Source organism: Nonomuraea sp. NPDC047897 (assembly GCF_043204415.1).
In the GTDB taxonomy this organism is placed as follows: domain Bacteria; phylum Actinomycetota; class Actinomycetes; order Streptosporangiales; family Streptosporangiaceae; genus Nonomuraea.
In genome coordinates this window covers 1-13,087 of the sequence record NZ_JBIDCC010000014.1, presented here as the reverse complement: position 1 = coordinate 13,087, position 13,087 = coordinate 1, and the positions used below count along the sequence as shown (strand labels likewise).

The following is a 13,087-nucleotide window of genomic DNA, read 5'->3' as shown; positions in this document are numbered from 1 at the left end:
CCGCCGCTCCCCGGACCCCCGTACGGGGAGCGGCGCGCCGGTAGGGTGGCCGCATGATTCGCCATGTCGTGCTGTTCACCTGGACCGAGGACGCCACCGACGAGCAGAAGGAGGCGGTGGTGACCGAGCTGCGCAAGCTGCCCGACGCCATCCCGCAGCTCCGCTCCTACACGGTCGGCCCCGACGCGGGCATCACCCCGGGCAGCCACGACTTCGCGGTGGTGGCCGACTTCGACAGCCTGGACGACTTCGTCACCTACCGCGACCACCCCCTGCACCAGGCGGTGATCGCCGAGCGCATCAAGCCGATCCTGGCCTCCCGCGCCGCCGCCCAGCTCAGCCTGTAGACGCTCGTCCGTCCAGCCGGGCGACTCTTCCGTCAGATCTGCGGCGGCCGGTTCTCGCGGCGCATCAGCCGGTCCTCGGAGGTGTGACCGCGTCGCGGGGCCAGCACGAGGCTGAGCACGATCCCCGCCCCTCCGACGATCATGAAGATCAGGCCGATCACGTCCATGTGGACGGCGTCGCCGAACACGTCGGGCTCGATCGCGAACCTCAGGATGGCGCCGAGCGTGAGGAAGAAGATGCTGACCCCGACACCCATGCCGACCTCCGTGGGGAAAAGACCAGGTACGCCCACGGTCATACCCGGGTAACGGCGATCACACCCGCACGCCTCCGGAGCGCCGCCCAGAGGGGGAGGCGAACGCCCGCTCCGGGCTCGTGGAGCGGGCGTTCACCGGCGTGGCGGGAGGGTCAGAACGCCTCCTCCGGCAGCTCCATCAGGTCGAGGCCGGTGCCGGTGAGCACGCGGCGCTCGGCGGCCAGGCGGGGCAGCACGGTCGTCGCGAAGAACGAGGCGGCGGCGATCTTGCCACGGTAGAACGGGTCCTCGCGCTCGGCCAGCCGCGCCAGGGCGATCTCGGCCTGGCGCAGCAGCAGCCAGCCGATCACCAGGTCGCCGAGGGCCAGCAGGAACCTGGTGGTGTTCAGGCCGACCTTGTAGACCTCCTCCGGCTTCTCCAGCGAGCCGAGCGCCCACCCGGCCATGGTGTCGCCCATGGCCTTGATGTCGGCGGCGGCCTCGGCGAGCAGCTTGCGCTCCTCCTTGAGCCGGCCGTTGCCGGCCTCGGAGGCGGCGAAGGCGTTCACCTCGGCCAGCAGCGAGCCGATCGCGGCGCCCTGGTTGCGCAGGATCTTGCGGAAGAACAGGTCCAGGCCCTGGATCGCGGTGGTGCCCTCGTACAGGGAGTCGATCTTCGCGTCGCGGATGTACTGCTCGATCGGGTACTCCTGCAGGTAGCCCGAGCCGCCCAGCGTCTGCAGCGAGCGGGCCAGCAGCTCGTACGACCGCTCGGAGCCGACGCCCTTGACCACGGGCAGCAGCAGGTCGTTCATCGCGTGCGCGTGGGCGTCGTCCGGGTTCATCTGGACGGCGTCCTGGAACGTCGCGGTGTACAGGACGAGCGCCCGCATGCCCTCGGCGTACGCCTTCTGCAGCATGAGCTCGCGCCGCACGTCGGGGTGGTGGGTGATGGTGACGCGGGGGGCGGACTTGTCGGCCATCCGGGTCAGGTCGGCGCCCTGCTTGCGGGACCTGGCGTACTCCAGGGCGTTCAGGTAGCCGGTGGAGAGCGTGGCGATGGCCTTGGTGCCGACCATCATCCGGGCGTGCTCGATGACCATGAACATCTGCTTGATGCCCTCGTGCACCTCGCCGACCAGGGTGCCGACGGCCGGATGCCGGTCGCCGAAGGTGAGCTCGCAGGTGGTGGAGACCTTGAGGCCCATCTTCTTCTCGACGTTGGTGACGTAGACGCCGTTGCGCTCGCCGAGCGCGCCGGTCTCCAGGTCCACCTGGTACTTGGGCACCAGGAACATCGACAGGCCCTTGGTGCCGGGGCCGTGGCCCTCTGGGCGGGCGAGCACGAGGTGGAAGATGTTCTCGGTCATGTCGTGCTCGGCGCTGGTGATGAAGCGCTTGACGCCTTCGATGTGCCAGGTGCCGTCGGGCTGCCTGACCGCCTTGGCGCGGCCGGCGCCGACGTCGGAGCCGGCGTCGGGTTCGGTGAGCACCATGGTGGCGCCCCAGTTGCGTTCCATGGCGAGCTCGGCGAAGCGCTTCTGCTCGGGGGTCCCGAGCAGCCACAGGGTGTAGGCGAAGTTCGGTCCGGCCCCGTACATGTAGGCGGCCGGGTTGGCGCCCAGGATCATCTCGGCCGTGGCCCAGGCCAGGCTGCGCGGGATGCCGGGGCCGCCCAGCTCGGTGGGCAGGTCGAGGTGCGTCCAGCCGCCGTCGACGACCGCCTGGTACGACTTCTTGAACCCGGCGGGCATGGTCACCGTGTTCGTCTCCGGGTCGAAGACGGGCGGGTTGCGGTCGCCTTCCTCGAACGACTCGGCAAGGACTCCGGTGGCCAGCCTGTTGACCTCTTCAAGCAGTCCGCGGGCGACGTCCTCGTCCACGTCCGCGTACGGCCCGGTGCCGAGGATCTCTCGCCGTCCGAACACCTCGAAGAGGTTGAACTCCAGGTCACGCAGGTTGCTCTTGTAGTGGCCCATGGGTGCTGATCTCCTTGACCCGAGGTCGTTATCTACTCGCTAGTAACCTTACTAGGAATGCTACCCGCGGGTAACCACCGATATGCGTGGCATGCTCATCTCCATGGATGCCGAAGAACTCGCCCGCCGCTGGCGAGAGCGCCTCGAGTCCTGGGCCATCCCGGAAAAGATCATGGCCGCCGCGCCGGCCGACCCCTGGGGTCACTCGCCGGTCCGCTTCGCCACGCGCACCGACAGGGCACTCGCCGAACCGGACGACGGGCCCACGATGACCCGGCTGGCCGAGGCGCTGCCCGGCGGCGGCAGGCTGCTCGACGTCGGCTCGGGCACCGGAGCCTCGTCGCTGCCCCTGCACGAGCGCATCGGCGAGCTGTACGCCGTCGACACCTCACCCGGCATGCTGGCCGAGCTGGGCCTGCGCGCCGACAAACTGGGCGTCGCCTGCACGGCGGTCGAGGGCCGCTGGCCGGACGTGGCCGCGCAGGTGCCGCGGGCCGACGCCGCCGTCGCCGGCCACGTCGTCTACAACGTGCCCGACCTGGCCGCCTTCCTCGGCGCCCTCGACGAGCGCACCGACGGCCGGGTGGTCATCGAGCTGACCCACCGCCACCCCATGAGCTGGATGACCCCGCTGTGGCAGCACTTCCACGGCGTGGACCGCCCCGCGCGGCCCGTCGCCGAGGACTGCGTCGCCCTGGCCGCGGCCCTCGGCTACGACGTGCGCGTGGAGGAGCGGGAGGCGCCGCTGGACAGGTTCGCCTCCCTGGAGGAGCTGGCGGCCAGCGCGTGCCGCCGCCTCTGCCTCGACCCCGCCCGGGCCGAGGAGGTCGGCGAGACCGCCCTCGAACTCGGGATGTGGCCGCTGCCCAGGGACCGCTGGGTCACCCTCTGGTGGGAGTGACCCCCGTAAGGGACTATTCAGGGGTAATCCCCGATGTGGCCAGGGTGCTCCGCGAGGCAGCCTGGACCCATGAACGAAATCAGCCGACGCGACGAAGTCTCGCTGTCCGGCGCCGCGCTGCGCGGCGCCCCGTGGAAGGCCGCCGCCGTCGGTGGTGGCGTGGTCACGGCGGCCAGCTACGGCATGGGTGTGATCCTGCCGGGCGACGCCGACCTGGTGTGGGCGCTCGGGCTCGGCATCAGCCTCTTCGCGCTGATCGCCGCCATCGGCGCGGTGGCCAAGCCCAACGACGGCGACCGGGTCACCCGCCAGGCACGCCAGTGGGCGCTGCGCCACCCGTGGAAGTTCGCGCTGCTCCCGGCCGGCATCGCCGCCGTGCTCGACTACCCCGTGCAGCTCGTCCTCGACCAGGAGGGCGTGTTCGGCTCGGCCTTCCACTCGCTCTGGCACGGCGCGCTGGTCTATCTCATCGCCGGCATCCTGACCCTCACGATGAAGGGCCGAGCCCGTTCCTAGGCGTCAGGCCGTGCCCTCCCGCTCGGCCCGGCTGCGGCAGACGCAGAACTCGTTGCCCTCCGGGTCGCGCATGACCACCCATCCGGTGCCGTCGGCCTGGCGCCGGTCGTCGAACACGGTCGCCCCGAGCTCGACGAGCCGCTCCACCTCCTGGTCGCGCGTGCGCCCCTCGGTGCCGTTGACGTCGAGGTGGACGCGGTTCTTGACCGTCTTGCCCTCCGGGACACGGATGAACAGCACGTACGGATCCTGCTTGGTGCGCAGCATCACCTCCTCGTCGCCCGGCTGGTCGTCGTCACCCAACGGCAGGCCGGTGGCCCGGCTCCACCAGCTCGCCAGCGCGTACGGGTCGGCGGCGTCGATCGTCACCGCATGGATCTCAATCATGGCCGCCAGCCAACCGCGACACCGGCGAAGGCGTCAAGCCGGTTTCTGGCATGATGCCGCCCATGTCAGACATCATCACCTTCCGGCAGGCCACGGCCGCGGACGTGCCCGCGATCGTCACCCTGCTGGCCGACGACCCGCTCGGCGCCCGGCGTGAGGGAGACCCGGGCGATGCGCGCTACCTCGCTGCGTTCGCCCGCATCGACGCCGACCCGCACGACGAGCTGATCGTCGCCGATCACGACGGCGAGGTCGTCGGCACCATGCAGCTCACCTACCTGGCCGGCCTGTCCAGGCTCGGCGCCGAGCGCTGCCAGATCGAGGCCGTCCGGGTCGCCGCCTCCGCCCGGGGCCGGGGCCTCGGCCGCCGCATGATCCAGTGGGCCGTCGACCGGGCCCGCGCCCGCGGCTGCGCGATGGTGCAGCTCACCTCCGACAAGTCGCGCACCGACGCGCACCGCTTCTACGACTCGCTCGGCTTCGCCGCCTCCCACGAGGGGTACAAGCTCTCGCTGAGCTGACCGATCAGCCACCCGCACCCGTTCATGGACCGGCACACGGGCTGAGCTCGACCAGGTTGTCGTGATAGACCGCACCCCGCCCGAGGTCGGCGTCACGCTCCTCGACGACCGCGTTCGGGTTCGCGCCGCCGGGGCTCAGCTTGGGCCAGCGCCCCTTCGGCGAGGCCACCACCCCGCGCGCCACCCGGTCGCTCACCTCGACGTCGGCCAGGAACTCCCCGCCGGCGTTGTGCACCCGCACCCGCTGCCCGCTCTCCAGCCCCCGCTCGGCGGCGTCCGCCGGATGCACCAGCACCACCGGCTCCTTCGCCCGGCGCCGCAGCTCCGGGTTGTTGCCGAACGTGGTGTTGAGGAACACGTGCGACGCCGGCGTGATCAGCGTCAACGGGTACGGGGACCGGCCGGCCTCCCTCACGGACCGGGGCGGCACGTACGCCCTGCCAGGCGGCGGGAAGCGCAGCCGCCCCGACGGCGTCGGGAAGCCCTCGGCGAACGGGGCGAACGGCCGCGGGTAGTTCAGCCGCACCCAGCCCTCCTTGCGCAGCCGGTCCAGCGTGACGCCCTCCAGCGACGGGTGCCCGCTCGTCAGCAGTTGCTCGGCCAGCTCCAGGTCCGAGTCGTACAGCGACGGCTCGGTGAGCCCCATGTGCCGGGCCAGGCGGCGGAACGTCTCCGTCGTGGACAGGCACTCGCCGGGCGGCTCCACGGCGGGCTCGTTCCAGTGCAGGTACAGGTGCCCGTACCCGGCGTGCAGGTCGGCGTGCTCCGTCTGCATGGTCGCCGGCAGCACGATGTCGGCGTAGTCCACCGTGTCGGTCGGGAAGTGCTCCATGACCACCGTGAACAGGTCCTCGCGGGCCAGCTTGCGCCGGATCGTGCCCGTGTCGGAGGTCGAGCCGACCGGGTTGGCCCCGTACACCCACAGGCACTTCACCGAGTCCAGCTCCGAGGCGAGGCGCGTCATCGTCAGCGTCCGCACCGGCTCGGCCAGCAGGTCGTCGCGGGTGTCGATGTTCACATGCACGTGGCCGCTGGTGGAGTAGGCCACGCCGCCGCCCGGGTGGCGCCAGTCGCCCGTCACGCCGGGGATCGCGGCGATCGTCCGCATCGCGGTGCCGCCGCCCTCGTGCCGCTGGATGCCCATCGTCGCCCGGATCGCCGTCGGGCGGGTGTGCGCCAGCCGCATCCCCAGCCTGTGGACGTCGGCCGCCGGGATGCCGGTGATCTCGGCGACCCGCTCGACCGGGTAGCGCAGGATCTCCTCGCGGAACCTCTCCCAGCCCTGCGTGTGCTCCGCCAGGAACTCCTCGTCCTGCGCCCCCTCCGCCAGCACCACGTTGAGCAGCCCCAGCGCGAGCGCCGCGTCCGTGCCCGGCCTGATCGCCAGGTGCTCGTCGGCCTGGTCGGCGGTCCTCGTCCGGATCGGGTCGATGGCCACCACGTGGGCGCCGCCGGCCCGCGCCTCCTGCACGAACTTCCACAGGTGGTGGCCGCTGGTCAGCGGGTTCGTGCCCCACAACAGGATCAGCCGGGACAGCGCGAAGTTCTCCGTGTCCATGCCGCCCGGGGTGCCGTTCGTCAGGCTCAGCCCCGTGTTGCCCGCCGCCGAGCAGATGTTCAGCCAGTGCTTGGACGCCCCCAGCACGTTCCAGAACCGCCGGCCCGCCACCCCCTCGCAGCCCTGCAGGTAGCCCAGCGAGCCGGTGCCCTGGTACGGCCAGATCGCCTCCCCGCCGTGCTCCTCGACGATGCCGCGCAACCGTGCCGAGATCTCGTCGAGCGCCTCCTCCCAGCCGATCCGCTCGAACCGCCCCGACCCCTTCGGGCCGGTACGGCGCAGCGGATGCAGGATGCGGTCCGGCGCCCGGGTGTGCTCCAGGTAGCGGTTGACCTTCACGCAGAGCGCGCCTCTGGTGTAGGGATGGTCCGGGTTGCCGCGCAGCTTCACGGCCTTGCCGTCCTCGACCGTCACGACCCACGAGCAGCCGTCCGGGCAGTCCAGCGGACAGGCTCCCAAAACCCTCAGTTCACCCGACATGGGGCACAGCCTATGTTCAGCGTCCCCGCGGCCATCGACGCCCCGGAAACTCGTCCACGCCGCTGCGGCGCGTGCGGGCCCGGCACACGGTAGAAATCGAAGGTGAAGGGCAGGAGGCCCACCGTGTAGCCTGCGTCGCGACGTGGCGGCCCCGGCAGGGGCAAGGGAGGCCAAAGATCGTACGGACCGGCCGGAAAGGTGCAGAATCACTGTCGGTGGCCGAAATCAGCGAACGTGACGACGCGGACGATCTCGTGGAGCGGGATCCGCCCGAGGCGGAAGCACGCGCCGAACGCGATGTCTACGTCGTCGAGCCGCTGCTTCCCCAGCGGTTGCGCCGCCCCTCCGACCTGCTGCGCTTCCTCGCGACCCTGCTCGCGATCGCCGGGGTGCTCGTGCTGGCCCTGGTCGCCAAGCAGACGCTCAACGGCCTGGAGAAGGACGTCACCGAGGGCGCGACCCGGCTGCCCGAGCTGCTGAGCCGCGTCGCGACGTTCCTCGGCGGCGCCGCGCTGCTCGTCGTGCCCGCCGCCTTCGCAGTGGAGCGCGTCTTCCACCGCGACGGGCTGCGCGTCGCCGAGGGCCTGGTCGCCGCCATCCTCGGCATGGTCGTGGCCTTCCTCATCGGGCAGTGGACCGTCACGGCCGCCCCCGAGGACCTGCGCCTGCTGCTGACCGGCAACCGCGACATCGAGCCGCTCAACACGCTGCTGACCTCCGTCATCGCCTACTCCACCGCCGTCCGCATCTCCCGGCGCCCCACCTGGCGCGCCCTGATGTGGGGCGTGATCGGGCTCTACGTCCTGGCCTTCTTCACCGGCTACCAGATCACCCTCGTCGGCGGCATGGTCACCGTGCTCATCGGCATGGCCATCGGCTACGGCACCCTGTACGGCGTCGGCAGCCCCAACACCCGGCCCCCCGGCCACGCGGTCCTCGCCGCCCTGCGCAAGCTGTCGTTCTCGCCCGTCTCGGCCCGCCGCATCGAAGACGACCACCAGGGCAGCCGCCGCTACGCCGTCGGGCTCAAGGACGGCACCCGCCTCGACGTCACCGTCCTCGACCGCGACCGCCAGGTGGCCGGACTGCCGTACCGGCTGTGGCGCCGCTTCCGCCTCAACTCCGAGACCCGGCGCAAGGCCATCAGGTCGCTGCGGGCCGAGCTGGAACGCGAGGCCCTCATGGCGTACGCCGCCCAGGCGGCCGGCGCGAGCACCCCGCGGCTGCTCGGCACCAGCGAGATCGGCACCGAGGCCGCCCTGCTCGCCTACGAGCACCTCGACACCCGCCCGCTCGACGACGTGCCCGACGAGGAGATCACCGACGACACGCTCGCCCAGATCTGGGAGCAGATCTCGCTGCTGCAGATCCAGCGGCTCGCGCACCGGCGGCTCACCGGCGAGGGCATCCACCTCGACCCGGCCGGCCGCGTGGTGCTGACCGACGCCCGCAGCGGCGAGATCGCCGCCGGCGACCTGCTGCTCCGGCTGGACGTCGCCCAGCTCCTCACCTACCTCGCCCTGCGGGTCGGCGCCGAACGGTCCGTGCGCACCGCGACCGCCGTCATGGGCCCCGACGCGCTGGCCGCCGCGCTGCCCCTGCTGCAACGCATCGCGCTCACCCGCGAGACCCGCGCCGCGCTCGCCAAGGACAAGGGCCTGCTCGGCGCGCTGCGCGAGCAGATCGTCGCGCTCACGCCGCAGAGCAAGGCCGAGGAGATCCGGCTGGAGCGGTTCCGGCCGCGCACCCTCGTCACGATCATCGCCAGCGCGCTGGCCGCCTACTTCCTGCTGTCGCAGCTCAGCCGGGTCAACATCGTGCAGGTGGTGACCACGGCCAACTGGGCCTGGTCCGGGCTGGCACTGCTCGCCTCGTTCGTCAGCTTCGTGGCGGCCGCGCTGATGCTGCGCGGCTTCGTGCCTGAGCCGCTGCCGCTGTGGCGCACCGTGCTCGTGCAGTTCGCGGCCTCGTTCGTCAAGCTCGTGGCGCCCGCGGCGGTCGGCGGAGTCGCCATCAACACCCGCTACCTGCAAAAACGCGGCATCTCTCCGGCGTCGGCGATGGCCAGCGTGGGCGCCTCGCAGCTCGTCATGCTGGTCTTCCACATCGCGCTGCTGCTGCTGTTCGCCTACATCACCGGCACCAACACGGCCAACTCGTTCACGCCGTCGCGCGGGCTCGGCGTGGCCCTGCTGGCCGTCGCCGTGCTGGTCGTCATCCTGCTGGGCGTGCCGCCGCTGCGCCGGCTGGTCACCGAGCGGATGCGGAGGCTGTTCTCGAACGTGCTGCCGCGGCTGCTCGACGTGCTCCAGTCGCCGGCCAAGATGTTCGAGTCGTGCGTCGGGACCCTGATGATCACCCTGACGTTCATCGTCTGCCTCGACGCCTGCGTGGGCGCCTTCGGCGGGACGATGGGCTTCACCACCGTCGCCGTCGTCTACCTGACGGCCAACGCCATCGGCTCGGCCGCGCCCACGCCCGGCGGGCTGGGCGCGGTCGAGGCGTCGCTGACGCTGGGGCTCACCGTCGCCGGGCTGACGCCCGAGGTGGCCGCGTCCGCCGTGCTGCTCTACCGGCTGCTCACGTTCTGGCTGCCGGTGCTGCCCGGCTGGGCCTCGTTCGCCTATCTGCAGCGGCACGAGGCCCTGTAGCCGTCACGAGGCGTGGCGCGCGGTGATCTTGTCGATCGCCTCCAGCTCGTCCTCGGTGAACGCCGGGCCGTCCACGCAGGCCACGTTGTCCTCCAACTGCCTGACGCTGCTCGCGCCGATCAGCACGCTGGTGACCCGCGGATCGCGCAGCGTCCACAGCAGCGCCATCTGCGCCAGCGTCTGGCCCCGGCCCCGCGCCACCTCGGAGAGGTCGCGGGCCAGCTCGACGTCGATCTGCTCGGAGCTCAGGAACCTGCTCGTCGCCGCCCGCGAGTCGGCCGGCACCCCGTCGAGGTAGCGGTCGGTCAACAGCCCCTGGGCGAGCGGGGAGTAGACGATGCACCCCATGCCCGCCTCCTCCAGGGTGTCGAGCAGGCCGCCCTCGATCCACCGGTTGATCATCGAGTAGGACGGCTGGTGGATGAGCAGCGGCGTGCCGAGCTCCCGCATGATCCGTGCCGCCTGGGCCGTCTGCTCGGGCGTGTAGTTGGAGACGCCCGCGTACAGCGCCTTGCCCGAGCGCACCGCCCGGTCCAGCGCGCCCATCGTCTCCTCCAGCGGCGTGTCCGGGTCGAACCGGTGGCTGTAGAACACGTCGACGTACTCCAGCCCCATCCGCTCCAGCGACTGGTCGAGGCTGGCCAGGAGGTACTTGCGCGACCCCCACTCACCGTACGGGCCGGGCCACATGTCGTAGCCGGCCTTGGTGGAGACGACCAGCTCGTCCCGGTAGGGGGCGAAGTCCTCGCGGAAGATCCGGCCGAAGGTGCACTCGGCCGAACCGTACGGCACGCCGTAGTTGTTGGCCAGGTCGAAGTGCGTGACACCCAGGTCGAACGCCCGGCGCAGGATGGCGCGGGAGTTGCCCACCGGCCGGTTGTCGCCGAAGTTGTGCCACAGCCCCAGCGACACGGCCGGCAGCCGAAGGCCGCTGCGCCCGCTCCGGTTGTACGGCTGACGCTCGTAGCGGCCGCCGTCAGGCTGGTAGGTCATGCCCCGCGTCCCTTCTCGATGATCCACGACAGCGCGAACGCCTCCTCGCGCCAGGCGTCGTAGCGCCCGCTGCGCCCGCCGTGCCCCGCCCCCATCTCGGTCTTGAGCAGGAACGGGCCGCCCTTTGCCGTGGCCCGCAGCCGGGCGATCCACTTGGCCGGCTCGTGGTAGAGCACACGCGTGTCGTTCAGGCTGGTGATCGCCAGGATCGGCGGGTACGGCCGGCCGTCCACGTTCTCGTACGGCGAGTAGCCCTTCATGTACGCGTAGACGGCGGCGTCGTGCAGCGGGTCGCCCCACTCGTCCCACTCGATCACCGTCAGCGGCAGCGACGGGTCGAGGATCGTGTTGAGCGCGTCGACGAACGGCACCTCGGCCACCACGCCCGCGAACTCCTGCGGCGCGAGGTTGGCGACCGCGCCCATCAGCAGCCCGCCCGCCGAGCCGCCGCGGGCGACGACCCGCTCGCTCCAGCCGGCCCGCTTCAGGTGCCCGGCCGCGGCGACGAAGTCGGTGAACGTGTTGCGCTTGCGGGTGAGCTTGCCCGCCTCGTACCAGTGCCGGCCCATCTCGCCGCCGCCCCTGACGTGCGCCACGGCGAAGACGAAACCGCGGTCGAGCAGCGACAGCCGCGGCACGGAGAAGCCCGGGTCGATCGAGGTCTCGTAGCTGCCGTAGCCGTACAGGACGGTCGGCGCGGGCGTGGCGGTGTCCTTCCGCTTGACCAGGGAGATCGGCACCCGTGTGCCGTCCTCGGCGGTGGCCCACTCGCGGAACTGCTCGTAGTCGCCGGAGTCGTAGCCGCCGAGCACCGGGCGCTGCTTGAGCAGGATCAGCTCGCGGGTGGCCAGGTCGTAGTCGTAGACGCTGGGCGGGGTGATCATGCTGGTGTAGCTGAGCCGGAGCCGCTCGGTGGCGAACTCGGGGTTGCCCGCCGGGCTGACGTCGTAGAGCGGCTCGGGGAACTCGATCTCGTAGGAGTCGCCGGCGCAGGCGGCCTCGACCCGCTCCCGCCGGTCACCGGTCTCGACCGGCGCGTCCGAGCCCGCCCGCGCGTACGGCAGGATGCGGATGCCGGTCAGCCCCTCGCGCCGGAAGTGGACGACGGCGTGGCCGGCGAACGCGTCGATCTCCAGCAGCCTGGTGTCGTCGCGGTGGGCGATCAGCGGCGTCCACGTGCCCGGGTCGTCGAGCGGGGCGGTGGCCAGCTCGAAGTTCTCGGCGTTCTCGTTGTGCAGCACGTAGAGGAAGCCACCCGCGTCCTCGACGCCGTACTCGACCCCGACCTTCCTCGGGCGCACGACCCTGAACTCGCCGGTCGGGTCGCCCGCGTCGAGGATGCGGACCTCACTGGTGATCTTGCTGCCCGCGCCGAGCACCAGGTAGCGCTCGCTGCGGGTGAGCCCGATGCCCACCCAGTAGCGCTCGTCGCTCTCCTCGTACACCAGCACGTCGTCCCGGGTGCCCAGGATGTGCCGGTAGACCTGGTAGGGGCGCCACGCGTCGTCCACGCGCGTGTAGAAGAACGCCGAGCCGTCGGCGGACCAGGCGCCGCCGTAGAAGATGCCCTCGATCTCGTCGTCGAGGGGCTCGCCGGTCTCCAGGTTCTTGAAGCGCAGGGTGAAGCGCTCGTCGCCCGAGTAGTCGGTGGAGTAGGCGAGCATCCGGCCGTCGGGCGAGATCGAGCTGGCGCCGACGGAGAAGAACGGGCTGTCGCCGGCCAGCTCGTTGCCGTCGAGGATGACCTGCTCGCCGTCGAGGCGGGCCCCGGGCGTGATCTCCGGAGGGGTGGCGCCGTCGGCCGGCACGCGGCAGGAGACGGCGTACTGCTTGCCCTCCTCGGTGCGGGTGAAGTACCACCACGCCCCCTTGCGGCTCGGCACCGACAGGTCGGTCTCCTGGGTGCGGCCCTTGATCTCCTGGAACACCTGCTCCCGCAGGTCGGCGAGATGAGCGGTGTGCTCCTTGAGAAACGCGTTCTCCGCCTCCAGGTAGGCGATCGTGTCGGGATCTTCCTTGTCGGCGAGCCAGGCGTATTCGTCGACCACGGTGTCGCCGTGGTGTGTGCGCTCGGCCGGGACCTTCTTCGCCACTGGCGGCTTGATGCTGCTCACGTGTGGAGTCTATGGCGGGGGATTCGGGGGCGGCCGTGATCCGACCGTGGCCTCGCGATGAGCGAACGGGTCCCGAGTGGTCGGGAGCGCTGCTAATCTTGTGGAGCCGACGCGGTGCGGCACAATCCATCTCTCCTCAACTGAGGTGGCTGTGCTGTGCTCGGCGGCACCTCCAAGATCGGTTCGCAGGACCGTCTGGAGGCTGGTAACTTGAAAGACGTCTCCGATTTCTTTCTTCCGGACCGGATCGAGTCAATTTGACACGAACCGGAGGGGCTGAAAGAATAAGAGCACGGAAAACGAAATGAACGCCTTCCTGAGGTTCTGGGGAGTACGCGTCCGTTTCTTGAGAACTCAACAGTGTGTTAAAAGCCAGTGCATGATGCACAACCCCGTCATTTCGG

At 70.9% G+C, this 13,087-nt stretch carries 11 protein-coding genes; 5 read left to right on the top strand and 6 right to left on the bottom strand.

Features of this window, described 5'->3' with window-relative positions:
* The first annotated feature begins 53 nt into the window (after positions 1 to 53).
* Positions 54 to 347, top strand: a complete 294-nt coding sequence (locus tag ACGF0J_RS28580; protein WP_393150546.1) for a Dabb family protein — start codon at positions 54 to 56, stop codon at positions 345 to 347.
* 32 nt (positions 348 to 379) lie between these two features.
* Here the strand turns inward: ACGF0J_RS28580 and ACGF0J_RS28575 are convergent, their stop codons facing one another.
* Together ACGF0J_RS28575 and ACGF0J_RS28570 are read right to left on the bottom strand one after the other, a co-directional pair.
* The gene (locus ACGF0J_RS28575) at positions 380 to 604 is read right to left on the bottom strand and encodes a hypothetical protein (RefSeq protein WP_393150544.1); all 225 of its coding nucleotides are present in this window, start codon (positions 602 to 604) and stop codon (positions 380 to 382) included.
* Between the two features lie 152 nt (positions 605 to 756).
* Positions 757 to 2,562, bottom strand: a complete 1,806-nt coding sequence (locus ACGF0J_RS28570; protein WP_393150542.1) for an acyl-CoA dehydrogenase — start codon at positions 2,560 to 2,562, stop codon at positions 757 to 759.
* A 103-nt stretch (positions 2,563 to 2,665) separates the two neighbouring features.
* Here ACGF0J_RS28570 and ACGF0J_RS28565 point away from each other — a divergent pair, with 103 nt between their 5' ends.
* Together ACGF0J_RS28565 and ACGF0J_RS28560 are read left to right on the top strand one after the other, a co-directional pair.
* On the top strand, positions 2,666 to 3,463 hold the full coding sequence (locus tag ACGF0J_RS28565) for a class I SAM-dependent methyltransferase (protein ID WP_393150540.1): 798 nt from the start codon (positions 2,666 to 2,668) through the stop codon (positions 3,461 to 3,463).
* Between the two features lie 69 nt (positions 3,464 to 3,532).
* Complete coding sequence (locus ACGF0J_RS28560; protein ID WP_393150538.1) at positions 3,533 to 3,979, top strand: hypothetical protein; 447 nt, start codon at positions 3,533 to 3,535, stop codon at positions 3,977 to 3,979.
* A 3-nt stretch (positions 3,980 to 3,982) separates the two neighbouring features.
* On the opposite strand, the gene ACGF0J_RS28555 is transcribed toward ACGF0J_RS28560, so the two are convergent.
* Positions 3,983 to 4,366: a VOC family protein gene (locus ACGF0J_RS28555; RefSeq protein ID WP_393150536.1), complete on the bottom strand. Its 384-nt coding sequence runs from the start codon at positions 4,364 to 4,366 to the stop codon at positions 3,983 to 3,985.
* A gap of 62 nt (positions 4,367 to 4,428) precedes the next feature.
* On the opposite strand from ACGF0J_RS28555, the gene ACGF0J_RS28550 reads away from it, so the two are divergent.
* Positions 4,429 to 4,887 carry a GNAT family N-acetyltransferase gene (locus ACGF0J_RS28550; protein ID WP_393150534.1) on the top strand — a complete coding sequence of 153 codons (459 nt, stop codon included), beginning with the start codon at positions 4,429 to 4,431 and terminating at the stop codon, positions 4,885 to 4,887.
* A gap of 22 nt (positions 4,888 to 4,909) precedes the next feature.
* Here ACGF0J_RS28550 and ACGF0J_RS28545 read toward each other — a convergent pair whose 3' ends face one another.
* Positions 4,910 to 6,925 (bottom strand): molybdopterin-dependent oxidoreductase, encoded by a 2,016-nt coding sequence (locus ACGF0J_RS28545; RefSeq protein ID WP_393150532.1) that lies wholly within the window; start codon positions 6,923 to 6,925, stop codon positions 4,910 to 4,912.
* A gap of 215 nt (positions 6,926 to 7,140) precedes the next feature.
* On the opposite strand from ACGF0J_RS28545, the gene ACGF0J_RS28540 reads away from it, so the two are divergent.
* Positions 7,141 to 9,576 (top strand): YbhN family protein, encoded by a 2,436-nt coding sequence (locus ACGF0J_RS28540; RefSeq protein ID WP_393150530.1) that lies wholly within the window; start codon positions 7,141 to 7,143, stop codon positions 9,574 to 9,576.
* Positions 9,577 to 9,579: 3 nt separating this feature from the next.
* Here the strand turns inward: ACGF0J_RS28540 and mgrA are convergent, their stop codons facing one another.
* Positions 9,580 to 10,569: an L-glyceraldehyde 3-phosphate reductase gene (mgrA, locus tag ACGF0J_RS28535; RefSeq protein ID WP_393150528.1), complete on the bottom strand. Its 990-nt coding sequence runs from the start codon at positions 10,567 to 10,569 to the stop codon at positions 9,580 to 9,582.
* Entirely contained in the window at positions 10,566 to 12,683 is a 2,118-nt protein-coding gene (locus tag ACGF0J_RS28530; protein WP_393150526.1) for a S9 family peptidase, read from the bottom strand. Before ACGF0J_RS28530 ends, mgrA begins: the two co-directional genes overlap by 4 nt.
* Positions 12,684 to 13,087 lie beyond the last annotated feature (404 nt).

Bases quoted from the DNA above. Each gene is read 5' to 3' on its own strand.
- ACGF0J_RS28545 (WP_393150532.1), bottom strand. From the start codon at position 6,925: ATGTCGGGTGAACTGAGGGTTTTGGGAGCCTGTCCGCTGGACTGCCCG.
- ACGF0J_RS28560 (WP_393150538.1), top strand. From the start codon at position 3,533: ATGAACGAAATCAGCCGACGCGACGAAGTCTCGCTGTCCGGCGCCGCG.
- ACGF0J_RS28575 (WP_393150544.1), bottom strand. From the start codon at position 604: ATGGGTGTCGGGGTCAGCATCTTCTTCCTCACGCTCGGCGCCATCCTG.
- ACGF0J_RS28550 (WP_393150534.1), top strand. From the start codon at position 4,429: ATGTCAGACATCATCACCTTCCGGCAGGCCACGGCCGCGGACGTGCCC.
- ACGF0J_RS28580 (WP_393150546.1), top strand. From the start codon at position 54: ATGATTCGCCATGTCGTGCTGTTCACCTGGACCGAGGACGCCACCGAC.
- ACGF0J_RS28565 (WP_393150540.1), top strand. From the start codon at position 2,666: ATGGATGCCGAAGAACTCGCCCGCCGCTGGCGAGAGCGCCTCGAGTCC.
- mgrA (WP_393150528.1), bottom strand. From the start codon at position 10,569: ATGACCTACCAGCCTGACGGCGGCCGCTACGAGCGTCAGCCGTACAAC.
- ACGF0J_RS28570 (WP_393150542.1), bottom strand. From the start codon at position 2,562: ATGGGCCACTACAAGAGCAACCTGCGTGACCTGGAGTTCAACCTCTTC.
- ACGF0J_RS28555 (WP_393150536.1), bottom strand. From the start codon at position 4,366: ATGATTGAGATCCATGCGGTGACGATCGACGCCGCCGACCCGTACGCG.